Source organism: Fibrobacter sp. UWB1 (assembly GCF_002210325.1).
In the GTDB taxonomy this organism is placed as follows: Bacteria; Fibrobacterota; Fibrobacteria; order Fibrobacterales; family Fibrobacteraceae; genus Fibrobacter.
On sequence record NZ_MWQL01000029.1, the window covers coordinates 1 to 24,495 of the forward strand.

18 protein-coding genes are annotated in these 24,495 nt (G+C 52.3%); 7 read left to right on the forward strand and 11 right to left on the reverse strand.

All coding sequences use genetic code 11. The features are described 5' to 3' along the window. The coding region (locus B7988_RS15105) for a hypothetical protein (protein WP_170930673.1) at positions 1 to 203 on the forward strand (203 nt) is incomplete at its 5' end. A gap of 77 nt (positions 204 to 280) precedes the next feature. On the opposite strand, the gene pta is transcribed toward B7988_RS15105, so the two are convergent. Further along, positions 281 to 1,669 (reverse strand): phosphate acetyltransferase, encoded by a 1,389-nt coding sequence (gene pta / locus B7988_RS14190; protein WP_088658398.1) that lies wholly within the window; start codon positions 1,667 to 1,669, stop codon positions 281 to 283. A gap of 268 nt (positions 1,670 to 1,937) precedes the next feature. On the opposite strand from pta, the gene B7988_RS14195 reads away from it, so the two are divergent. Next, the gene (locus B7988_RS14195) at positions 1,938 to 5,810 is read left to right on the forward strand and encodes a fibro-slime domain-containing protein (RefSeq protein ID WP_170930674.1); all 3,873 of its coding nucleotides are present in this window, start codon (positions 1,938 to 1,940) and stop codon (positions 5,808 to 5,810) included. 235 nt (positions 5,811 to 6,045) lie between these two features. Next, on the forward strand, positions 6,046 to 9,834 hold the full coding sequence (locus B7988_RS14200; RefSeq protein WP_170930675.1) for a fibro-slime domain-containing protein: 3,789 nt from the start codon (positions 6,046 to 6,048) through the stop codon (positions 9,832 to 9,834). Between the two features lie 99 nt (positions 9,835 to 9,933). Here the strand turns inward: B7988_RS14200 and B7988_RS14205 are convergent, their stop codons facing one another. The 8 genes from B7988_RS14205 to B7988_RS14235 all read right to left on the reverse strand — a co-directional run bounded on the left by B7988_RS14205 (position 9,934) and on the right by B7988_RS14235 (position 17,966). After that, positions 9,934 to 10,692, reverse strand: a complete 759-nt coding sequence (locus tag B7988_RS14205; RefSeq protein ID WP_073323660.1) for a hypothetical protein — start codon at positions 10,690 to 10,692, stop codon at positions 9,934 to 9,936. A gap of 17 nt (positions 10,693 to 10,709) precedes the next feature. Further along, complete coding sequence (locus B7988_RS15110; RefSeq protein ID WP_158212933.1) at positions 10,710 to 10,853, reverse strand: hypothetical protein; 144 nt, start codon at positions 10,851 to 10,853, stop codon at positions 10,710 to 10,712. Between the two features lie 84 nt (positions 10,854 to 10,937). Further along, positions 10,938 to 12,272, reverse strand: a complete 1,335-nt coding sequence (locus tag B7988_RS14210; RefSeq protein ID WP_073323658.1) for an ATP-dependent 6-phosphofructokinase — start codon at positions 12,270 to 12,272, stop codon at positions 10,938 to 10,940. A gap of 170 nt (positions 12,273 to 12,442) precedes the next feature. Beyond that, on the reverse strand, positions 12,443 to 14,257 hold the full coding sequence (locus tag B7988_RS14215) for an ATP-binding protein (protein ID WP_249269020.1): 1,815 nt from the start codon (positions 14,255 to 14,257) through the stop codon (positions 12,443 to 12,445). A 53-nt stretch (positions 14,258 to 14,310) separates the two neighbouring features. Then, positions 14,311 to 15,036: a response regulator transcription factor gene (locus B7988_RS14220; protein ID WP_073323654.1), complete on the reverse strand. Its 726-nt coding sequence runs from the start codon at positions 15,034 to 15,036 to the stop codon at positions 14,311 to 14,313. Between the two features lie 21 nt (positions 15,037 to 15,057). Beyond that, a complete protein-coding gene (locus B7988_RS14225) occupies positions 15,058 to 15,858 on the reverse strand; it encodes a hypothetical protein (RefSeq protein ID WP_073323652.1) in 801 nt (266 codons plus the stop codon). Positions 15,859 to 15,937: 79 nt separating this feature from the next. After that, positions 15,938 to 17,335 carry a hypothetical protein gene (locus B7988_RS14230; protein WP_141225693.1) on the reverse strand — a complete coding sequence of 466 codons (1,398 nt, stop codon included), beginning with the start codon at positions 17,333 to 17,335 and terminating at the stop codon, positions 15,938 to 15,940. A 94-nt stretch (positions 17,336 to 17,429) separates the two neighbouring features. Further along, a complete protein-coding gene (locus tag B7988_RS14235) occupies positions 17,430 to 17,966 on the reverse strand; it encodes a PEGA domain-containing protein (RefSeq protein ID WP_073323648.1) in 537 nt (178 codons plus the stop codon). Positions 17,967 to 18,167: 201 nt separating this feature from the next. On the opposite strand from B7988_RS14235, the gene B7988_RS14240 reads away from it, so the two are divergent. Beyond that, entirely contained in the window at positions 18,168 to 19,859 is a 1,692-nt protein-coding gene (locus tag B7988_RS14240) for an ABC-ATPase domain-containing protein (RefSeq protein WP_088658403.1), read from the forward strand. Here the strand turns inward: B7988_RS14240 and B7988_RS14245 are convergent, their stop codons facing one another. Both B7988_RS14245 and B7988_RS14250 read right to left on the reverse strand, forming a co-directional pair. Beyond that, positions 19,860 to 21,140, reverse strand: a complete 1,281-nt coding sequence (locus tag B7988_RS14245) for a hypothetical protein (RefSeq protein ID WP_088658404.1) — start codon at positions 21,138 to 21,140, stop codon at positions 19,860 to 19,862. After that, positions 21,133 to 21,966 (reverse strand): TIGR02147 family protein, encoded by an 834-nt coding sequence (locus B7988_RS14250; RefSeq protein ID WP_088658405.1) that lies wholly within the window; start codon positions 21,964 to 21,966, stop codon positions 21,133 to 21,135. The genes B7988_RS14245 and B7988_RS14250 overlap by 8 nt, the downstream gene beginning before the upstream one ends. A 203-nt stretch (positions 21,967 to 22,169) precedes the next feature. On the opposite strand from B7988_RS14250, the gene B7988_RS14255 reads away from it, so the two are divergent. Genes B7988_RS14255 through B7988_RS14265 form a run of 3 tightly spaced genes read left to right on the forward strand, consistent with a single transcriptional unit; the run spans position 22,170 to position 24,230 of the window. Then, positions 22,170 to 22,727, forward strand: coding sequence for a flavin reductase family protein (locus B7988_RS14255; RefSeq protein ID WP_088658406.1), 558 nt, complete (start codon positions 22,170 to 22,172; stop codon positions 22,725 to 22,727). Positions 22,728 to 22,754: 27 nt separating this feature from the next. Then, positions 22,755 to 23,375, forward strand: a complete 621-nt coding sequence (locus tag B7988_RS14260) for a hypothetical protein (RefSeq protein WP_249269021.1) — start codon at positions 22,755 to 22,757, stop codon at positions 23,373 to 23,375. Between the two features lie 15 nt (positions 23,376 to 23,390). Continuing rightward, positions 23,391 to 24,230: an MBL fold metallo-hydrolase gene (locus B7988_RS14265; protein ID WP_088658407.1), complete on the forward strand. Its 840-nt coding sequence runs from the start codon at positions 23,391 to 23,393 to the stop codon at positions 24,228 to 24,230. The last annotated feature ends 265 nt before the right edge of the window (positions 24,231 to 24,495 follow it).

The following is a 24,495-nucleotide window of genomic DNA, read 5'->3' on the forward strand; positions in this document are numbered from 1 at the left end:
TACCTGTTTCGGGGATTGCTAGTAACGGCCTTGGCGGAAAGAAAAATGATGGCTACGTTGCTTTGCTATGGACAAGTAGCCGCGGAACGGATGATGATTATACTATGAATGGCGTGTTTTTTGAAACGCAGACTTTGACGGCGCGGACAATGACGTACTACGATACCTGGGATTATTTGTCTATCCGCTGCATAAGGGATTAAATTTTGATTGGATTCTGAAAAAACAAGGACCGCTCAATAGAGTTGTCCTTGCTTTTGTATGTAAATTAAATTTTTAATTAACCCGCCTGGACAGCGGTCAAAGCAATCGTGTAAACGATGTCTTCCACGAGGGCGCCGCGGCTAAGGTCGTTCACCGGCTTTGCGAGACCCTGCAACATCGGGCCGATGGCAATCGTGCCATGGGCACTGCGCTGCACCGCCTTGTAACCGATGTTACCTGCAGAGAGGCTCGGGAACACGAACACGGTTGCCTTGCCGGCGACGGTGCTGCCCGGGGCCTTGAGGGAGCCGACGCTCGGCACGGTCGCGGCGTCGTACTGCAGCGGGCCATCCACCAGCATTTCGGGGCGGGCTTCCTTCACGATCTTGGTGGCTTCGCGCACGAGGTCTGCATCCGGGCCCTTGCCGCTGTTCATGGTGCTGTAGCTGAGCAAGGCGACACGGCTCGGGAGGCCGAAGGCCTTGGCGGTGTCGTCGCACTGCTGAGCAATGCCGGCGAGTTCTTCGGCGGTCGGGTTCAGGTTAATGGCGCAGTCGCCGTAAATGTAAGTCTTGTCCGGCATGCACATAAAGAACACGGAGCTCACGGACTTCACGCCCGGAGCGCACTTGATCACCTGCAAGGCGGGGCGCAAGGTGTCGGCGGTGGAGTGGATAGCGCCAGAAACAAGGCCGTCCACTTCGCCCATCTTGAGCATCATGGTACCGAGCATTACGTTATCTGCGAGTGCTGCGCGGGCCTGGTCTTCGGTCATGCCCTTCGACTTGCGGAGTTCCACAAGCGTCGGCACGTACTTTTCGGCAAGTTCTGCAGACGGTTCAATAATTTCAATATCAGCAGGGAGGGCGACACCCTGTTCCTTGGCGACGGCAAAGATTTCGTCCTTCTTGCCGATGAGCACCGGCACGGCAATGCCGCGGTCGATCACGAGCTTGGCGGCCTGCACGGTACGCGGTTCGGAACCTTCAGGGAGCACGATGCGCTTCTTGGCCTTGGATGCCTTCAACAGAAGGCCTGCGCGGAACATGGCCTGGCTAGTCTTGCGTTCGGCAGGTTCGGCAGCCAAGTCCTTGGCGAGGCACTTGGGGCAGAAGAGAATGCGGTTCGGGCAGAACAGGTCAGCGTCTTCGTTGTCGGAATAAATCTTTGCATCGAGGGCGGTTGCGAGCGTGTCGTTGTACTTCTGGGCCATCACGTCGCTCATACCCTGGGCACCTTCGACAACCACGGCGTCTACGGAATCAAAGTCCTGCGAAAGGAAGTCGGCCGCGATCTTTTCCATGAGCACGGCGGAATTGTGGGCCTTCAGTTCCTTCACGGCATCGGCCCCGTTCACGCAGGGCTTGTAGGCGGTAGCGATCAGGCCGGCACCGGCAACTGCGTCCATGACTTCCTTGACTTTGGCTTCCATATTGGCGGAGGCGACCAGATAAACTCGATTCATAAAAAACTCCTGTTGATTTGTAAATTCCTCCTAAAAATTAGGATTTTGATACCCCGCAGGCCTCGCTTTTTGTATTTAATTAGTGGATTTTATTGAACTTCTCTCAATAAACCTTATAAAATTCGCAAAAAGACCGCCTAGTAAAGGAATATTTGCAGATAGGTATTGCGAAAAAACCTATTTTTATGCCGGTTGTGTCTTGTGTGTGGGACATTTATGGAGAGAACGGATGAAGTGCAAAAACTTTTTCCGGGGTTTAGCATTATGCTTGACCCTTTTAGTTGTTAACACATTTGCGCAGGACTGTGTTGCCATAGCCCATGTTATTTACGATGGCAATAACCTTTTCTACGCCGATAACGAAGCCAATTTCAAGTACAAGCAGTTGAGCAAAGAAGACGACGGTACGTTTAAAGTCTGCTTCACTCAGGAACGTCTTGAAGGTTCCGACCGACAGGGTAGAGAAGACGTGCGCCAGTTGCGTTTCGGCTCTTTCTGCGCCGAGGGCAAGGATACCTGCGCCTCGTACTTGAACGAAGGCCACGAACCCTTCCTCGCCGAACTGTTCCCCGAGTACAAGAACGGCGTAGACAGCCAGCAGGTGTTCCAGGTTTGGCTCCAGATTAACCCCGACGGCACGTTGACAAAGTCAACGACCAAACCGGTCATTGTGGAACCTGCCAAGAAGACGATCCGTTTCCTTGCTCCGTGGAGCAATACGGGTGTGGTCATCATGCTGAACGGCAAGGCCGACTATACCACTCCGGTGGGTAGTCCCTACTGCGGCTGGTTCGAATACCGCGCCGTACTGACCCCCAAAGACGCCTACGTGTCTTTCAAGCAAACCATCGGTGACTTGCATATCGGTGCCGAAGGCGCCTCCAAGGAAGAAATCCCCGTGGAACAGGAAATCAAACTGGATTCCCTGCTGCAAATTTCCGACACCGTCTGGATTGTGGGTTCCAAGTACAGCGAACCGGAACTCTATACGGAATTCCCTGGCGAACTCGGCGACTGCCCCATCAAGAAGCTCCCGGTCATGATGTTCGACTGGCTGCATGGCGATGGCAGCGACGAAGAAAACACCAAGGCCCAGGCCGGCACCACAAGCCAGGACTTCGGTACCGGTGGATGCAAGAACGACAATGGTCACCAGATTATGAAGGGCATGGTCGAACGAGAACTGGGCCCCAACGGCGTTCCTGTTCCTGCTGCAAACTTCCCGAGCAACTGCAAAGTTACAGAACACCTCGGCAACTGGTTCTTGCCCGAAGTTGTCGCAACCGATGCCGCCGGCAATAGCTACACCAACGCCACCTGTCGTGACCTTGAACTTTCCTTGACCGACGACGGATTCTGGTTCGGCCAGAAAAATACGGAAAGCCCTGAAAGAGGTCTTTTCTTCTTGGACGACTTCCAGTTCCTCGATTCGGCCGGTACCGTGCCGAACCCCATGTACGACAATATTTCCTCTGACTATGGGACGCACAACTACGGCTTTACCATGAAGATCCAGGCCACCTTCGAATACGTGCCTGGCCAGTACTTTGAATTCCTGGGCGACGACGATGTGTGGGTGTTCATCAACAACAAGCTGGTGGTGGACATCGGCGGTCAGCATACGCAGATCGAGGGCAAGGTCAAACTCGACACCATCGGCAAGAACAATCCTGCAGACAAGTTAATTCCTGGCGAAACGTATTCCTTCCACATCTTCTACGCCGAACGTCACCGCAACGAATCGAACTTCAAGATGCGTACCTCCATGGACTTGAAGGCCGAAGCGAGCATGTTCCTGACCGACCTTTCGGATGACCCGAAGTTGATTATCAAGGAAGTATGGCAAATTGTGCGCGAAACGGTTCTCGCTTGCGACTTCTCTACAAGCCCCGAAAAGCAGCACACCGAACGTGGCCCGTCTAACTTCACCCTTTACGGCAAGAGCCTCGACAAGAACGGCGTCGCCCTCAAGACACTCGATTCCGCTTACTACAGCGGCATTACCGTGACAAACGACTTCACCATGATCACCATCGATACCAAGGCGATCACGAAGGCGCAAGCCCTGCCGCCGGGAAACTACTATGTTCGCGTTCGCCTCAAGAGCAATCCGGATGACTACAAGGATATTCCGTTTACCATTGAACCTTACGAACTGCCGAACCTCGCGTTTGCAAGCGTCAAGGATTCCACCTACTTTATCGTAGACTTCGATACGCAAGATACGATTCACTTTACGGAATACTGGAGCGCCTTCGGTAACGAACTCAGCCGCGACGTGTCTAGCGATACCTTGCCTATTAACCTCGACAAGACCGAAAAGATGTGGGCTGGCCGCTCTTACCCCGTGCACATCATGTACGCCGAAGAATGGGCCTCCATTTACAGCGGTATCGCGGTGCAAGTCAAGGCCTCGACTCCGAACCTGACCATTTGCGATTCTACTGGCAAGCCCATTACCGAAATCGTGTTGATGGAAGGCCGCGCAAACTTCTTTGTAAAGGCGACCGACGAAGTGGTCGACGGCGTGCTTACCCTGACTACTGCCGGCGCCAAGAATAAGGAAATTCACTGGACCAAGATCAATATTGCCGTACCCCCGGTTCCGCAAATCGAGGCCGCCTACATTTACGACCGCACCGGCGATGGCCGCGCCGACAGCATTTGGATCAAGCTGAACAAGGCTATCGACAACCGCACGGTCATCGACTCTGTCAAGTATATCTTCCAAGAAGAAAACGAAGACTACAAGAAGACCAAGGTCGCCTACAAGATCAGCAAATACAAGGTCGGTGATATTTCCATTTCACTTTCCGCCGAAGGGACTGGTTTTGAACCGTCCATCTTTACCGGACGCAGGACGAACTCTAGCGACTTGTTCAGCCTGGTCAACATCTGGTACACCTATACGGGCGATGACGGCAAGCCTTCCATATTCCCGGTAGACGGCTCGCTCACCGATCAGGTCGGCCCTGTCATTGTCGCTGCCGAAGTCTCGTACCTTAAGGACGGCAACACACAACTTGCCCTTGAATTTAGCGAAGGCGTTAACGGCACCGATGCAAACACCGAATTCTTCCGCTTCCACTGCTGGAAAAACAACGTGCAAGACAGCGCCGTCAAGAGCGCAAGCGATATCTTGACCACTCCCGAAAACGCGTGGAAGTTGATTTTCCCGAAGGGCCTCGATACCGACGTGGTGCCCGCCGTGGGAGACTCCGTGCGCTTTATGCCGCCGTCTCAGCTCGGCATGGCGCTTGACCTTGTGGGGGTCGGCCCGCACGAACTGAACCCCTGGATTCGCATTACCGGCGAACAGAAGGTGACGGTAACCAGCCCGAAGGTGGTAAGCCTCTCGACAGAATCTGAAGCCTTCGACAGCGCCCGCGCCATTATCCGTAGCGAAGAGGCGACCGTGCCCAAGTTGGTGGGTGGTGAAACGGTGCCTACCGCCGAACAGGTGGCTGCACAGTACGGCACGCAGGGCCATTACCTGGGCGACCTCGACATGGCCGAACTCGTGGAAAACGAAATCGCCGAAATCGTGAAGGCTGTCCAGAATCCGGACAACGGCAAGCTCGTCAACAAGGACGAAGCCAAGGCCGCCGAAAAGGAAGGTACAATTCCGCGCACCTACACCATCGAAGAAGTTATCGCCAAGGTGGAATCCGGCGAAATGTCGATCAAGGATGCCCAGAAGAAGTTCGGCTTGAACTCGGTAATCGTGGACGCCTACGAAAACGGCCTTTTGAACAAGGAAAACCTGAAGAACTACCAGAGCGGCACTCCGGCCGATGTCCAGAAGATCGTAAGCTCTGTCGCCGACAAGACCGAATTGCGTTACGAAGCGATCTACTATTCTAGCCTCGGTCACTACGTGAACAGCCATTCCGGCATCATTACCTGTAACGATGACATCTTCAAGGCAAACGGTTCCAAGAACTGCCTCGAAAACGAGGGCAGGCTCTTCTTGGCCTGGAACATGCGTTCGGATAGCGGCCGGCTGGCAGCCACGGGTGTCTACATCGCCCGCCTCAAGTTCCGTATCAAGGTGAACACCAAGGTCATTACCGACCGCACCCAGGACTTCCTGTGGGGTGTGCGCCGCGGCCAGGTGAACGCTATCGACCTCGGAATTTAGGCTAAAATCGCAAATTTTTTGGAAAACGCCCGAAAGGGCGTTTTTTTGTTCTCAAAAAAAAACGCTGTCTTTTTCGGGAATTTTGTCCCCAAAACACGCCCTTTACACGATTGTTAAGCAGAATTAACTCTTTTCCGTTCTCGTCCAGTTGATTTTTTTGAAAAAAAAATTTATTTCTACAATACAATATTGTAAAAAGTACGTACAGTTAGGCCTATGGCCCTAGGAGATGTGGATGAGGTGTAATTTATTCAAGAGAGCAACTCAGTTGCTCGCTTTGCTTGTCCCCGTGACTTTCGCGGCGACGTATACGCTTACAGCTACTCACGAAGGTGAACTTTATTACGCTATTTACAACAATGTAGAAGGTTCTTGGGTCAAGGAATGCTCTAGCCTTCAGCGGGATCAACGATTCAATATTGATAGTCGCAGGACCTTGCCTAATTACGACTTGTATGTCTTTAGCGATGTCGACTGCCAGACCCTTTTAGTCCCGGAGGGCATTTCCTTTAGCGACTTGTACCCGACTTCGCAGCAGGCAAGAATCACCATTTTGAACGATGGTACCTGGTCGTTCACCAGTGGCCGTACTCCCACTGGCCCCGGCGTTAATCCGGGCATTCCGGGCGGCGACAATCCGGGCAACCCGGGAGGAGACAATCCGGGTGGCGATGTCACCGTTGGCGAAGGCATGAAGGTTGTCGCCTTCTTTACGCCTTGGACCAACACCAACGCGCAAGTGTACGTGGATGGCGCCCCGACTGCCATGATTCCGCTGGACAACTACTGCGGATGGTTTATTGCGGCTGTCAAGGTCCCCGCCGAAAACTTTGGGGTTTATTTTAAGCAGACCATCGGCGGCAATTTTGTCGGTGCGAATGGTCTTACGGCTACTGAACCCACCATTGCAACTGAAATCAAGCTCGACTCCGTGGCCGCCCTCAGCGATACCGTTTGGGTCAAGGGCAACCAGGAAGGCGAACCCGGCGTTTACGCGGAACACCCTGCCGGCATTCTGGGTGACTGCCCGGTCAAGAAACTTCCGGTCATGATGTTCGACTGGCTGCATGGCAGCAAGGGCGATGGCGTCCGCGGTAACGGAAACCCTGAATACGGCATTAGCGCAGACTTCGGTTCCGGTGGCTGTAGCGGTAGCCCCATGCTTGGCATGGTCGACACCCAGCTCGGTCCGAACGGCGTCCCGGTTCCGGCAACTCCGTTCCCCGAAAAGTGTACGATTACCGATCATTTGGCCTACTGGTTTGTGCCGGAATCCTTGGCAGTCGATGCCCAGGGCAACAAGCTCACCAACATGACTTGCCGCGACCTCTACATCTCTATGGATAAAGAGGGCTTCTGGCTGGCCGAAATTTCGAAGGATGCAATTTCCAAGGGTAACGAAGCCAACAGGGGCGGCATGTTCCTGCTCGACGACTTCCAGTACCTCGACGAAGCCGGTACCATTCCGAACCCCTATTTCGACCAGTTGACTGGCGGTAGCGACAACAAGCGTCACAACTTCGGCTTTACCATGAAGGTACACGCCACGTTTGAATACATTCCGGGCCAGTACTTCGACTTCCTGGGTGATGACGACGTGTGGGTGTTCATTAACAACAAGCTGGTGGTGGACATTGGCGGCCAACACGCACAGGTGCGCGGTGCCGTGGATCTGGATACCCTCGGCCTTACTCCGGGTGAAACCTATCCCTTCCATATTTTCTACGCTGAACGCCATACCAGTTCTTCGAACTTCCGTATGCACACTTCGATCGACTTGAAGACCGAAGCAAGCATTATGCTCAAGAACCCGACCAACGACCCGTCCGTGATCGACAGGGAAGTCTGGCAGAAGATCCGCAAGAACAAGCTCGCCTGCGACTTTACCGAAGGCGGAAAGGAACTCACGCTGGAACGCGGTTCTTCCATCTTTACGCTGTTCGGCGGTAACCTGCCCTCTAACGGTGTAGAACTCGATACGGCCGGCATGTGGTTCGGCGGTATTACCGTGAACAAGGAATTCGATTCCTTCAGGATTGACAAGGAATCCATCAAGGATAACCGCGGACTTGCTCCGGGCACGTACTACCTGCGCGTAACGCTGCGTTCCGACAACACCCAGTACAAGGACGTGTACTTTGTGGTGGGCGCCTACGCGTTGCCGAACATCGTGTACACCGACTCCACTGGCAAGGTCCTCGGTTCTACTGTTCGTAGCGATTCCTTGCCGCTCAACATGAACAAGAATGTTGTGATGTGGGTGGGTCAGTCTTACAAGGTCTATGTGCAATATGCCGAAGACTGGGCCAACGACAATATCGTTTACCCGACCACCAACGATGCCGCCTTGATTCCTTGCGACTCGCTGGGTAACCCGATTACCGAAGTCAAGCTCGTAAACGGCAAGGGTTCGTTCTACGTGAAGGCTGTCGGCGAACTTTGGGGTGGCGCCCTGTATGTGAAGGGCCAGGCTTCGGGTAACACTGCAATCTGGAACAGCATCAACTTCCAGCTGCCGCCGGTACCGCAGATCGAGCTTGCGCAAATCTTTGACCGCGACGGCGATGGCCGCGGCGACAGTATCTGGATGAAGTTTGATGGCACGCTCGGTGGCAAGAATGCGCTCGACTCTGTCAAGTTCATCTTCAATTCTGCCAAGAACGCAAGATTCAGCAACGCCTACAAGGCTATTTACAGGGAGGGTTCTAACGAAGCTTCTATCGTTGCAAATGGCAGCGGCTTCAACAGCGCAATCTTTACGGGTGATTCCACCGGTAAGGTGTACACCGGCCTTGTGAAGGTCTGGTACACCTATACCGACAACGGCAAGCGCTCCGTGTTCCCGGCAGATGGCGCGCTGCAAGACCAGATCGGACCTATCGTCACCAAGGCTGAAGTTTCTTACATGAAGGATGGCAACACGCAGCTCGAACTCAGTTTCAGCGAAGCCATTCAGAACAAGGAAAAGACTTCTGACATCTTTAATTTCCATATATGGAATAACGGAATCATGAGCACCGCCGTCAAGTCTGCAAGTGATATCTCTGCGACTGCTCCGAACCAGTGGACGCTCATCTTCCCGAAGGGAAACGATAACGACTTTATTCCGGCCGTGGGCGACTCCGTGCGTTTCGCTCCGACAATGAGCGCCGCTTTCGCTCTGGACATGATGAATGTAGGGCCGCACGCAAACAACCCGTGGGTACGCATTACCGGCGAACAGAAGGTGAATGTGACCAGCCCGGGTGTCGTGAAGGTTGACCCTGGTTCAGCCTCTTACGACAGTGCAAAGACGATTATCACGAGCGAATCTGCAACCGTGCCGAAGGTGATTCAGGATCCCTCGATTCTCAACGCAGAACAGGCCGCAGCCGCTTACGGCACGCAGGGGCATTTCTTGGGTGACCTGAACATGGCCGAACTGGTCGAAAACGAAATCGAAGGCATCAAGAACGCCGTCCAGAATTTCGAAGACAAGGTGATTGTCGTCGACCAGGCAACCGGCGCCACGCAGTCTTACTCGATCGAACAGATTATCGCCGCCGTCGATGCGGGCCAGATGTCGATTGACGACGCCAAGAAGAAATTCGACCTTGACCCGGTCATTGTCGACGCCTACAAGAATCACATGATCGATTCCAAGAATGTCAGCAAGTACAACAGCGGAAGCGAAAGGGACATTCAGGAAATCGTAGAGGCAGTGGCCCAGAGTACGGAACTTCGCTACGAAGCGACCTACTACTCTAGCCTCGGTGAATTTGTGAACAGCTACTCTAACGTGATTACTTGCAATGACGACGTGTTCAAAAATCATGGCCAGGGCACCTGCCTCGAAAACAACGGCAAGCTGTTCCTCGCCTGGAACATGCGCGCCAAGAACGGCAGATTGGTATCGACCGGCGTGTACATTGCAAGACTTGCGTACCGCATCAAGGTCGGCAGCAAGACCGTGGTAGACCGCACGCAGGACTTCCTGTGGGGTGTGCGCCGCGGCAAGGCAAACGCGCTTGACTTGGGCCTCTAGGTCCCTGTATTAGAACAAAGAAACTCTCTCGGCAAAAAGAAGACCGCACCTTTGGGGGTGCGGCCTTCTTGCGTTATATATTTCGCTAAAGGATTTAGCTTATTTCTTGTCGAGTTTGGCGTTGATTTGTTTCTGGAGTTCTTTCAGGTGCCAGCGGCCACGCTTGTCTTCAAGGAAAAAGTTGGTGCGGATTCCGCGCGAAAGGCCGCGGTCAATAATGTTCAGCGCGTCGGCGTAACGCTTCTGGTCAAAGCGCAGTTCTGCCAAAAAGTAATAGTTGTACAAGTCGCGCGGGTTCTTTTCGAGTGCGAGGCTCAAGTACTTGTCGGCAAGTTTCTTGTCGGGCCATGAAAGCACCAGCGGCACGTAGGGCAGCACGAAGTGGGCACGCCCCAGCACCTGGTAGTCTTCGGCCATAATGGCCACATCGCGCACGGTGGTAGCCACGCCTTCCTTGACCGAGGTGAGGGCACCGCGCTCGTTGCCCCACATCGAAAGGGCGCTTGCGTATACGTGGGCGATTTCCCTGTTCTTCGGGAACTTCTGGTAGGCGGATTCGCTGATAGTCTTTAGGCTGTCGAGTTTTGCCTTGCGCTGGTGCTTTTCGAAATGCACAAAGCGGAATGCGAAGAACAAGCTCTTCACGTAGCCTTCGGTAGCCTTTTCTTCGACGGAGACGTCGTTCATGGCTTTGCGGTAGCTGTCGATCATGAGCCTTGCGTTCTTGGGATTCGCTTTGTCGCCAATGGCATGTTCTGCACGGGCGTTATAGCAGGAATCGGCAATGCGCAGGTCTTCGTTTGCAAGGCATACGACGCTTGCAACAGACATCAGCAATGTGACCAGGATTTTTTTCATTTTCCCCTTAACAGAAACTACACTCGCCAATTTTGCAGTACTTTATTCAATTGGGCGATCCGCGACTTTTCGTCGTCGGTACCGTGGTAAGTCTTGAATAAAAGATAGCGATATTCCATGAGTGCAGTGCGGATTAACACCTTGTCTTCTTGCTTTAGCATTGCTTTTTGTTTCCTCTTTTTTTGTCCAAGCATCAAATTCCGTGACTTCGGCGTGAGGTGCCGGGGTCAGGAATGCGCGAAGGGTTACTTCCCCTTCCCCTTACCGGAGAAGTAGTCCTGCTGGCGCGTGATGCCGAGAACGGCGTGCCAGAGCACTCCGTTCGGGTTGATCTTCTTGCGTTCGCTGACGGCGTATTCGATTGGAACGTGCGAGAATGCGTTGTTCATGCTGCCGACGACCATGTCGGTCTTGCCGGCCATGCCGGCGTGTACGGCGGCTTCGGCGAGCTGGAAGCAGAAAATGGCATCGGTACCTTGGGCCGGAATGCTACGGACCATGTAGCTCGGGTCAAAGTACTTGATGTTTATTTCCTTGCCGACCTTGTCGAAATGTTCCTTGATTTTGCGTGTCAGGAATTCACCAATATCGTTTTTCAAGATGTTTCCGCTCGCGTCCTTGCGTTCGGGTTGGTCCTTGAACAGTTCCTGTCCGGCGCCTTCGGCAACAACGATCACGGCATGCGTCTTGCCGCTGCTGTAGCGGCTTTCGAGTGCCTTGAAGAGTCCGTCGAGCGTAAAGGGTACTTCGGGTACCAGGCAAATGTTTACGACCGTCGTGGCGAGTGCGGCGTAGGCGGCAATAAAGCCGGAGTCGCGGCCCATGAGCTTCACGAGACCAAGGCCGTTAAAGGCTCCGTTGGCTTCGTTGTGGGCGCTGGTAATCACGTCGGTGGCGCTGAGCACGGCGGTTTCGAAACCGAAGGTGCGGTCAATCAAATTCAAGTCGTTGTCGATAGTCTTCGGAATGCCGATCACCGAAATGGGCTGGTGACGCTTCTTGATTTCTTCGGCAATGTCGTGGGCGCCGCGGAGCGTGCCGTCACCGCCAATGCAGAACAGCACGTTAATGTTGAGGCGCATCAAGGTGTCGACCATGACCTTGGCGTCCTGGTTTCCGCGGGAGCTCCCGAGAATGGTACCGCCGTCTTCCTGAATGGCGTCTACCACGTCGGGGTTCAGGATCATCGGGGAATATCCGTAGGCCGGGTTCAAACCGCGGTAGCCGTACGGAATGCCGAAAATGTTTCTGACGCCGTAGTCGAACCACAGTACCTGAACAAGACCCTTGATCACGTTGTTAAGACCGGGGCAGAGGCCGCCGCAAGTCACGATGCCTGCGCGGGTCCAGGCGGGGTCGTGGAAAATCGTTTCGCGAGGGCCGGCCGCTTCGAGCGACGGAATCGCCTTTCCGCATTCGCAGAATTTCTGGATTCGGCCAATGTCGGCCGTAAGGCTTACTCGGTCAGACTCCGAAACAAACGGAACGCCCTTCATGGGCGATTTTAAAGTTCCCTTGCCAACGGTTTCGATGGAAAGGTCGTACTTTTCCGGATTATTAAGAATGTCTTCTTGAGTCATGACATGCTCCTCGGTTTGCCATAAGAATGTATTTTGGCGTCCTAAAAAATACTAAAAATTGCATCGCCGCGATGAAATATTTTCTTTAGATAATTGTTACTTAAAACGCCCCGGACTTAAATCCGGGGCGAATTTTACAAAGCTTGTTAAATAATGTTCAAATTGTGGAATTAATAGATGTCGAGCGGCGGGAAGTGAATCTTGGTGCGCAGACCAGGACCCGCGTTTTCGATTTCGATCTTCATGTTGGTGAGCGTGCAGAGTTTCTTCACCATCGAAAGGCCGATACCCGTTCCGCTTGTAGAACGAGTCATTTCGTTTTCTACGCGGTAGAATTCCTGGAACACCTTCTTCATTTCGGAAGCCGGAATGCCCGGGCCGTAGTCGCGTACGGCAAGGTACATGTCGCCGTTGTTCACGCGCAGCTCGATGCTGATCATCTTGTAGCTTGCGTTCTTCGAGAATTTGAGCGAGTTGTCCACTAGGTTCATCAGAATCTGCATCACGGCGTCGCGGTCGATCAGGAGCGCCACGTTGTCGGCATCCGTATCGGTCGAAACCGTAAGCTCAAACCCTTGCTTTTCGATGTTCTTGCTGTAGGTCGCCACAAAGTCGTCAAGCACGGCCTTCGGGCGTTCCTTGCGCAGCTGTACGTTCCAGCGGTTGCCATCGAGTTTAGACAAATTAAGCACGTTTTGGATCAGGCGCGAAAGTCTGTCCGCTTCGCTTGCAATCTGGCCATAATAACGCTGCTTCTTTTCTTCGCTTGCCACCCAGGAATTCTGCAATAGTTCGGCGTACATCTTGATAGCGGTAAGCGGAGTCTTGAGTTCGTGCGTAATGGCCGACACAAAGTCCTGACGCTTGGCGGCAAGGGCCACCTTGCTCTGCGTAAAGCGGTAAATGGTAATCAGGCATACCGCAATCACGATCAAGAGAATCAGGCCGCTAAACAGGATTGTCAAGTCTGCAGATCCGCTGATTTCGCTGGAGTACATCTTGAACAGAATCTTGTCGTAGGGCGGTGGCAGCGGGCGCTTGGTCCTCAGTTCGTATTCGGCGTTCTTCTTGCCGATGGTCAAGAGCACGTTGTCTTCGTAAACAAGCTCGATGGCGTAAGGCAACTTGGCATACGCAATCTGTTCTTCCTGGGTCATGTAGTTCAGGTAGATGTTCTTGTCGACGACAAAGCCCTGCACAATCGGGAGCATGCCGATATAAATCGTACGGAAGAACACGATGTAGTCCGACGTCATGCGGATCTTTAAGTCGCTAATGTTGACGTTCGTGTTGCTACCGGTAAATACGGGAATGTCTGGCGTGAGGGTCGTATCGTTCTTGGCAGTTTCGGCCATGTAAGTCAGGGCTTCTTCTTCAGACGTGAGTTCCACGCGGGTGGGAATCTGCAAGTCCGGAATCTCGTCGTAAAGCTGGTCAATCGCTTCGGTAGAGTCCACCGTCTGCACAGTGCGCTTGGGAAGCCCGTTTCGAATGTCGAGCTTTATGAGCAAGTACTGGATCAGGTCGCGCGTCTTTTTACGTTGTTCCTGGTCGTCGAACGAGAAGTTGTCCCACATGGATTTGCCGATACCGGTACTGGTGTCGGGGTAGAACGGCGTCAGGAGTTCGCCGCTGTGCGAAATCTGGAAGTGTCCGAGCAGGCCCTTGCGGCACTGGCGGTACAGCGAGTCGAAGTCGCAGTACGGTCCGCTGGAATCCGGGAACGAGAAGAATTCCGAGAAGAGTCGGCTGTTGCCGCCAATCACGGTAATCGAGTTCAAAATGCCGTAGTCCTTGTAGGAACGGCTGTTTTCCAGGTTGAAGTCCGAAGACAGTCTGAGTCGAAGGCTCTCGTAGGCAGAGTCAATGCGTTCTTCCACCTTCTTTTCTTCGAGTGCCGTGGATTGCTCGTAAGTCTTGATGAACAAGATGGTCAGAGGAATTGCGATGACCAAGAAAATGGAAATAAACACCAGGCGTTCCATGATGATTGCCTGGTGTTTTTTAAAGTACGTTAGAGCCGAAGCTACTTTAGCTTTTACTTGTCGCATTCAGGTGCAGAACGCATCTGGTAGCCTTCTCCACGGAAGGTGACCAAGAGTTTCGGATGCGAAGGATCGTCTTCGATTTTCTTGCGGAGCTTGGTAATGTGGATGTCCACGGTACGGGTGTCTACAGAATCAGCGTTTTCGTAACCCCAGACCTTGCGGAGCAGTTCGGAACGCGGAACGGCGTGGTCACGGTTGCGCCACAGGTATTCAAGGATTTCGATTTCCTTACGGGTAAAGGCGAGCTCTTCGGTACCGCGGGTGCCGGTGTATTCGCGGAAGTTCACGCGCAGGCTGCCAGCGACGAGCTTGCCTTCGTTTTCCATGGTCTGACGGCTGCGACGGAGCACGGCGTCAATACGGGCCAAAAGCATCGGGACGGAGAACGGCTTCGGAATGTAGTCGTCTGCACCGTACTTGAGACCGTTGATGATATCGTCATCGGCGTTCTTTGCGGAAAGAATGATAATCGGGAGACTCTTGTCCTGTTCGCGGATTTTGTCACAGACGGTAAAGCCGTCCATGCCAGGGAGCATCAAGTCCAGAAGAACCAGGTTGTACTGCTTGGAGAGGGCTTCGGCAAGGCCGCTTTCGCCGTCGGCGCAATGCTTAACGTTGTAGCCATTCAGCTTGCAAAGGTCGATCAGGCCTTCGGCAATGGCGATTTCGTCTTCGATGATAAGAATCTTGGTCGTGCTTGTGTTTTCAGTCGTCATTTATTTTACCTGGGATTATGATTAAATTGCGAGTCCGACACCCAATTCAACGGTCATGTTACCGGGATCCACTTCACTCGGATAGTCACCGCCGATGTAGTACTTGAAGTTGCCGTAAGCGGCAATCGGGATAATCGGGAGCTTGGCACGGAGGCCCACCAAGATGTGACCACCGATGCTGGTGTTCAGGCCTTCGTCAAGAGCCTTGTCCTGGATTTGGGCTTTCATTTCCTGACCCTTGGCCTGGAGAGCCTGGGACTTGGCGTCGTTGTCCATAGTCTGGTCAAGCACAATTGCTGCGACTTCGTCGAAGGTGCTCGGCTGAATAAAGCTAGAAGCGAACTTCTGGTTCAAGACAAAGCTGTTCAGGTGGTAAGAAAGACCGCCACCGATGTAGGGTCGAATGATAGGCAAAGTCGTAATGGGGTAGGTGATGGAGAGGTCACCGGTCATGGCGACAAACTTCGGGTTTGCCTTGCCGAACGGGGTGCCGCCCAGTTCAATTTCGAGAGGAATTTCGTTGACGGTTCCGTCTGCCGGATTATCGACCCAAAGAGATGCGTCGTAGGAGCCGAACTGGATATTCAAGGTAGCTTCGATGTCGATCACCGGGAGGAGGTCAATCCATGCCTTGAAGCCGAAGCCCTGCATCATGCCGTCGAAGCCGTCGTGGCTCAGATTAATGTTGTTGGCGATAGGAGCCGGTTCGGCAGACTTCATCTTGGTGCCAAAACCAGGGGCATAGTGGAAGCCGACGCCCACAATGGCGAAGGACTGGGTGGCGAGCAAAGCGCCAGCAGCGACTAAAGCTTTTAAGTTCATATTTGCTCCTTAAACTTTGCCTTTGAAACTACATTATTATTTCAAAAAGCGGATGTTATTTTTTCATAAAATACTAAAATCAGTCAATCGAGGGAACGACGACAATTTTTTTCTGCCCTTTACCGACCTTAATTTTGCCCAACTTGTAGTCCCCGATGACTCTTCCCTGAGCATCCAGAGCTGAAATGGTCACCTCGTGGTCTCCGGCATCGACCGGAATGCGGGTCACGTTGATGGTGTTGGGCATGAATAGACCGATACGCAGGTCTGCCTGTTCCAACTGGCTCTGGCCCACGTCTACGGCGATGTTTTTCACGAGGTCGAAGATCCCGTTGCCCGTGTTGGTTGCCGACTTGGCCTTTTGGGCGGCGATGGTGCGGAGCACTACGCGGGTAATGGTTCGGACCGCGGTGGTCGCGTTCTCGTCTTTCATGTTCTGCTCGAGTTCGGAATCAATATTGGCCACCTTTTCGGGCGAGACGCGCATGGTTCCGTCCAGATTTACGCTGAACATGCTTGTGCGCTGGGGCAATTCCTTCTTTTCGGGAAGGGCGAACCCGACATGGAATGTATTGCTGCCGGCACCTGCAACAGGGGGTGCGAAAACGGTAAACGTATTGATTTTTCCGGTCTTGCCGTCTTTATAGGTGAGGTTCATGGCGGTGCCGCTCACATAGGTGCCTGACAGGTACATTTCGCCCAAAATGGGGCTGTGGCCAGCGTAACCCACCACGATGATTTCTTGGCCCTTGGTGCGGGCGGCCGTTGCCTTGGGCGTGCTCGCGAGCGCTTCGGTCTTGAGACTCTTCAGGTCGTCTGCGCGGTCCATTTTGGTGAGGCTTTCATTGATGTATTCCCAGACTTCCTTGGGCATCTTCACGTTGCCCTCTTCAAATGCCTTGGCAGCCTTCAGGTAGGCGATGGCGGCATCGTCTTCTTCGCCGGCCATATCGTAAACGATGGCGCTCAGGTAACGCAGCCAGCCGTTGTCGTTCACCTTTTCCTTGTCTTTCTGGTAAAGTGCTTCGGAGGCGATTTGCGCCCTGCGGACTTCGACTAAGGCACCATCTAAATCACCGATGGCGAGGTAGTTCAAAATCTGGTACTGGTACATCATCAGTACTTCGAAGGGGCGTGCGCGGTAGGGGCGAATGTTGTCGTTGGTGACAATCGCCGCGGCTTCGTTAGTAACCGACTTGGTGTACAGGTCTTCGTAAATCTGTTCGGCCTGTGCAAAGTGCTTGATGCTTTCCTGGTTCTTGCCGGCGTAATGGTAGAGCATTCCCTCGTCAAAATGGTAAAGGAAGGCACTCTTCTCGCCGTAAAGGTCTTCTTTTTTCTTTTCGATTTTTGCAATCGTGCCCTCGAAACCTTCTTTTTTAAGGACGGGGGCGAGCGTTTCGTAACGAGTCATGGACTTGTTTGCGCAAGAACACAAAAGCAGTGCAGATACTGCGAGCAATAAAAGGCGTTTCATGAAAACTCCAGAAATGAATCTGCAATTAAATATAAATAAAATAGCCTCCGACTTCGAGTCGGAGGCCTGATGGCATAAACCACTGAGAGAGAAATTACTTCTTCTTCTTCTTGCCGGAAGCGTCGAGAGTCACTTCGACAGTTTCTTCGCCCTTCACGGTCACGAGAGCTTCGGCAGACTTGCGGTTGGAGCATTCGGCGCGAATCACGTGGTCACCGGCATCGAGGTTGTTGATGGTGAGTGCGGCACCGTCGGTCTTGTCGGCGTTGTCACCGTCGATGTAGATGAGGCACTTGCCCGGAATGGTGGTCACCTTGATAGCACCCTTAGGAATCTTGGTGCCGAAGTCGAACACATTGCGCTTGTCGTTGCCCGGCCAAATGTTCACGCGCTGGTTCACCAGTTCGTAACCCTGGTCGATCACCACGAGAGTCTGGCGGCCAGACTTGACGCTCACGTTTTCGATCGGGCTCTTGCCGAGGGGTTCGCCACCGAGGAACACGTCGCTGTTAGGCGGGTTGGTGATGATGGTGATGGTTGCGGCCTTACCGCGCGGAGGTGGATCGTCGTCAGCGACGGCAGCGGTAAAGAGGAATGCGACCAAAAGCGCAAAAACGTAAAGCTTTTTCATGGATTTCTCCTGTTTGTTTGTTCTAAAAATATAAAGTTTTCAAGGAATTTAATTTTTTTTTATGAAAAAGTTTGGATACCTGGGGAAAATAAGGCAAAAAAGAGCTTAGAGCTTAGAACTTAGATCTTAGGAATATGCTCTTTTCTCTAAGTTCTACCAACTAAGCTCTACCAACTTCTACTAATTTCTATCTTCAATCGCATGAAAGCCCTTTACCAGAAAATTCGCACTTTAAACGGCAAAAATTACGGTCTGTACAAGTCTCTGGCAGATAAACCCTGGGATTTTGGCGACTTTGCGCTGGAATTCCTGCATGTGCAGGGCGACCCGTATGCACCGGCCTCTAGAGTCGTGATCAAGGCGAATCTTTCGATGCTCGGTTATGCGGGCGAATGGGGCGGTACCTTTGAGCGTCGCCTGGCGCTAAGCGATTTCTTGCACCGCAAGCTTTCGCGACTGGTTAAAGAAAAGTATCCGGAGAAAGACGCCGCAATCGTATTCGATACGGCTGGACCCGAGATGCTGGTGCGAAATTCCCTGTGGATTGACAACGGCGAACTCCGGGCTTGCCTGCAGGTAAGGCTCCCGGGCGAGGGCCGCAAGATCCAGGCCGAAACCGCTGCCGAAATCTTGACAATGGTTATGCCGGACTTGGTGTCGGCAGGGCTTTATTACAGCAAGTCCGACGAGGCTGCCTTGCAAGATTATTACCGCGTACTTGCCGAACGCAAGGAGATTCTGGCCGAGCTAGAAGCCCGCGGGCTGTGTGCATTCGTGCCCGATGGCGCTGTGCTTCCGCGAGCATCGGGCTTGAGCGAATTGCCGCTCGAGGGCGCGGTGCCGTTTACCGCTCCCGAACAGATGGCGGTGACTTTGAACGTGTGCGGGCGCAGTATCCGCGGCATGGCAGTCCCGAAGGGAATCACCGTGATTACCGGTGGCGCCTTCCATGGAAAGTCGACTTTGCTGCAGGCCTTGACCCGCGCGGTCTACCCGCATATTCCGGGTGATGGCCGCGAAGGAATCGTGATTGATGAATCTGCACTCCGCGTGGGCGTCGAAGACGGCCGCAGCGTGCGTGGCACAGACTTGTCGATGTTTGTGCGAGACTTGCCGGGCGGCGTATCCACCAAGAATTTCAATACGCTTTCGGCGTCGGGCTCAACAAGCGAAGCCGCGAACTTGCTCGAGGCTATGGAAGCGGGGGCTGGCACTTTCTTGATCGACGAAGATTCGTCCGCGGTGAATTTTTTGATCCGCGATGTCCGCGTGCGCAAGCTCCTGGGCGATGACCGCGAACCTTTGATTCCCTTGACTGACCGCATCCGCGAAATTTCGGCGCAGGGCTACAGTTTTATTCTAGTGGCAGGTGCTTGCGGCGACTACCTCGACCTTGCCGACAACATCGTCATCATGGCAAACTACAAGGCCGAATGCGCAAAGTCTTCGCAGTCGCCGGAATCGCAACAGTCTACAGTCGCGTCTTCAAGCGCGCGCCCGTTTGTAGGCTACATGCAACCCTTGCAAAAATCGGTGCGCCCCACCTCGCCGGTCGAGCGCCAGGTCAAGGTGAAACTCGCGGGCGATACTTTGTTGCAAATCGGGTTCCTGGTGTCCGACACCTCTCGCCTCAACACGCTTGTCGACAAGCAGCAGCGCCTGGGGGCGGGCTTTGTGCTTTTGAATCTGTTGCAGAACGCGGCCAGTAATTCGGAATCGTCCGATGCCTCTGCCGCTGGTGATTCTGTTGCTGCGACTATCCAGAAGCTTTACGAAAAAATTCAGAACGTGGGCTTCCGAAACTTGCCGCAGGGCATGAGCCGCGAAATGAGCCTGCCGCGTGTCGTCGACATCGCCTGCGTGGCGTTCAGACTGAGGGATGGCTCTAGGTAGTTAAAGGGCTAAATCAGTTCGGTACCATTCGCCGTAAGGCTTGACATTGTCAGGGAAATTTCCCTTTTCGTCGCAATTCCATGATTCGCTACGGAGTTCTTTGCCGGTTATAATTATGTTTTTATTTATGGCGGTATTTTCGGTGTCGGCGACTAGGTACATGACAATGGAACCGGTTGCGTTAAGGAAACAGTTGTTCCCGGGATACACCACATAGATGTTGATTTCTTCGCCTGTAAATTTGTTCAAAACTAGAACCTGCGGAGATTCGCCCATACTGGTGATTACGGCGTAAAATTTTGTCTTTCCGTCTTCAGTCAGATGGTTCTCTTCTAGAACCGGTGCTGTTTTGGGGAAACATTCGGCAATGGCTTCGCCGGAGATGGGTTTCACGGGAATAATCATTTCATTTTCGTCGTATGAAACCATGATGTTTTCGCAACTGGGAGAAAGAGCCGTATTATATGCGATTACGTGTCTGTCGAATTGGAGAACCTTTTCGTTGTTGGCTGTAAAAGGAGCGAGGAGGTTCTGAAATACGGGAACGTCTGCTGCCACGGGTAAAGTGGGAAGGGAATCTTCGATTACCTCTAGGCTGCTGTCGGAATTCGATGTCTGCGGGTTGTATGTGGCAGTGTCAAAGCCATCTGCAATGCTCTCGCATATTGCGCCGGCTTGTCTTGAGAATTCATCAACGATATCGTTGAAGTTGAGTGTAGAGTCTGCTTCTGCAGTGGCGCAGTTATCATCGGAACCATTGCATATTCTTACGGAATTGGTCTTGGAGGCGTTACAGAATATTTTTAGGTCCCCTCTTTGATTACATTCTGCATCGGGGGCTGCATATGCCACGCCTGAAGAGCAGGACTCTTTGAATGATTTCAGGAGATCCTTACAGGTATCACCGAAGTTTCGCAGAGAGAGAGTGCTCTCCATGGCGTTCCCGTTAATGATGCTAATTTTTGCTGTGTATGATTTTGTTTTGGCATTTTTACCGATAGAACATGATGCTTGTGCACCATTTTCCAAACCATAGATGGTGATTTCTCCTTGGGGGATAGCCTTTTTTGCGGTTGCTGTTGTTGTGAAAACGATGTCTTGCCCATTGATGATTGCATCAGACGAACTTGAGGATGTGACGTTCGAAGAACTGCTGACTTCGGCGGTCGCATTCGGAATAGTCGTGGAGCCCGCAGTGGTAGGGCTGTCAGAGGAACAGGCGGCCAGCGCAATAAGGGCAATTGCTCCCGCCATGTAGAAATTTTGTTTAATGTTAAGCATGGCTTTCTCCTTCAATCTTATTTGTGAAAGGGAAAAGTTGAAGATTCAGTCCGTAGACTTGGTTTAAGTTATCGCTTTCATTTGCAATGGCGGCAATCTTCTTGGCGCAAATGTTGATTTCGTCAACAATTCGTGAATAGGTTTCTTCGTTAACACCGATCGTCATTCCAGTAAAGTAGCGCTCGCTTGCGTTGTATCGGTCTACTGCACGCACGGCCATGCTGCCCATTTCCTTGTGCATTTCGCGAATGGCAATCGGGAGGGCTTCTGGCGAACCGATAACAGCTTTTTCGGTTTGCGAATAAATTTTATTGCCGTCTTTCTTGAGGAATCCTGCTTTCACTAAGAAAGCGAGAATGTCGCGGACCTCTTCAGCCGAAACATACTCTTTGCATTCGTCGGCGATTTTTCGTGGCTGAGCGTCGGGCATCATGGGGGCAAGTTCACGAATGACGGGGTATTTCCAGGATTCGTAGTACAGGAATGCATCGCTATCGATAACGCGAACCTTGTGCTCTTGGGCAATCCTTGACATTTCCAAGAAAGCTGTTTTTTTGACGCTATCCTTTATGGCATTTCCGAAAATAACGAGTTGTTCAAAGTATTCGGCTTCGTGACCAATCAACCCCATGGCTTTGGCAACTTGGGCTGTTTTGACCTTGCTCAGTTTGCTTTTGCCCATGCAAACCAGTTTCAGGTAGTTTGAAGACGAAAAACCGGCATTCTTGCTGAATTCACGCCACGAAAATGCTCCGCTTTTTTTGCGGGAATCGTAGTAATCCTGCATAAATGCGTGGTAATCTCTGTATTCGAGGACCGACTTCATATCTATAAAACTAGATTCTGCAGTTGCAAAAGTCAATGTTTTTATAACACAAAAATCGCTGAATTTTACGAAAATCACTGATTTTTAGTCGGTTAATTCAAGTTTTTGATTCTAAATAACACACTTTGTGTTATAGAGAAAAATAGCGATGAAATCAGAAAATTTTTATATCTTGTAAATCAAGAACTTAAAAGGAGTAAACAATGCGTAAAGATCTCGGTGTTAAAGCTTACTTGTACCCGCAGCCTACCTTGGTGATTGCGACGTATAACGAAGACGGTTCTACGAATGCCATGGTGGCCGCTTGGGGCTCCATTAGCGATACAAACCAGGTTGCCATTTACGTGGCGCACAGCCATAAGACCATGCCGAATATTTTGGCCCGCAAGGCGTTTACCGTGAGCATGGCGACGGCAAAGAACATCAAGGCCATCGATTACCTGGGAATTACGTCGGGCAATAAGGTCGCCGACAAGTTCGCACATTCTGGACTCACCTCTATCAGGAGTGCTCATGTCGATGCCCCGCTGATTGCAGAACTCCCGCTCGCATTGGAATGCAAGTTCATAAGCTACAACGAGGAATCCGAACTTTTACTTGGCGAAATCGTGAACGTGACCGCCGATGAATCGGTCCTCGATGAGAACGGAAAACTCTCGGTCGAAAAGCTCGCGCCGGTGTGCTACGATTCCGCAGGCCACGGTTACTATGTAATGGAACGCCGCGTAGGCAACGCCTTTAGCGACGGAAAACTACTTTAAAGAGCGCTTGGGCAAAAAGGAGGCTTAATGAAATTTTATTTAGGAAGTGCAATTCTTGCGCTTGCTTTGCTCGCCGCATGCAGTGACGATAATTCTAGTTCGCCAGCACCGGAAAGCTCTTCTGCCCAAGAGTCCAGTATTTCCGATGTTGCATCTAGTAGTTCCGAAGTTGTTCAGGAATCAAGTAGTTCTGAATCTGCACCAGAATCAAGTGCCGAAATCGAATCTAGCGAATCTTCGGCTGACACCGTATGGAATAGGGCTGCCCTTACATGGTATACTTCTTGGCCGGAACCCGGCAGCGAAGAATGTGAAGACTATAATGGCTGCACTTGGGCGGGCTGGTTTGCGGGCCTCGAAGACCAGCAGACCGAAGAATGGGTCAGTGAACATAACATTATCGCCATTCACGAAAAAGATTGGAATACATATAAATTAAAAACCTTTAGACTCCGCAAGGGTGGCTACACGATCGATGCCGTGGTTTACGACAAGTGTGCCGATAGCGATTGCGACGGGTGCTGCACCAAGAACGCGGGCGAACTCGGGTTCCTGATCGACATCGAAAGCTATACCTGCGAACGCCTTTCCGGCACTAAAGACGGCTGCGATGGCGTCATTGAATGGACTTGCCTCGACTGTGAATAATCCGGCTTTTGCAATATGAAAATTCGAGTTCTAATCGATAACATCGCTAGTTGCTGTGGCCCCCGCAAGCTCTTTGGCGAATGGGGCTTGTCGGTGTACGTGGAATTCGAAGGCAAGCGTTATCTGCTCGATACGGGAGCGTCGCACTTGTTTGCAAAAAACGCGGGCGTAATGGGCGTGGACCTTTCGAAGATCGACATGGGCATTTTGAGTCACGCGCATTTTGACCATAGCGATGGCATGGCCAGGTTCTTTGCGCTGAACAAGATTGCTCCTTTTTACTTGCGCAAGGGTGCGGGCGAAAACTGCTACCATGCGCACAAATTGCTTGGTCGGTTTACTTATCACGAATACATTGGAATTCACAAGGGCTTTTTAAAGCGTTTCGCAGACCGCATCCGCTTTGCTGAAGGCGATATGCAGATTGCACCGAATGTGTACTTGGTGCCGCACAAGACACCGGGCCTCTCTGCGATTGGCGAGCGTGCCCATCTTTCGGTCAAGGAAAACGGCAAGTACCGCTACGACAGTTTCGATCACGAACAAAGTCTCGTATTCGATGCGTCCAAGGGCTTGTTTGTCATGAACAGCTGCAGCCATGGTGGCGCAGATAATATCGTAAAAGAAATCGAGGCGACGTTCCCCGGCAAAAAGATTTATGCGATTCTCGGCGGATTCCACTTGTTCCGTTATAAAGATGAAGTCGTGCGCGCTTTTGCCGAGCGCCTGCGCGGACTGGATGTCCAGAAGATTTATACAGGGCATTGCACCGGAAACCGCGCATTTGAAATCCTGCACGAGGTCCTGGGCGATCGCGCCGAACAAATGCACGCTGGAATGACGGTGGAATTGTAGCTCAGGGAAAATTTTGGTTTATAGATTGTTGATAACTAGTGATCGACGCAGACTATAGCTAGTCATTAGCGAAAAAAGTGAAAAAAAACAAAATTTTTTGCCTTAACCCCTTGACGGACACGGCGTAAAGTTCTATAATTGGCCTCACCCGCGAACGAGAGGGCTCAAACCCAAACGAACGCGAAACGGAGGCCCGCGAGGCCGCCGGGAAGATTGAAGGAATCGGAGATGTGCTTAGTGACGGGTCCAAGAGATTTCTTGGAAT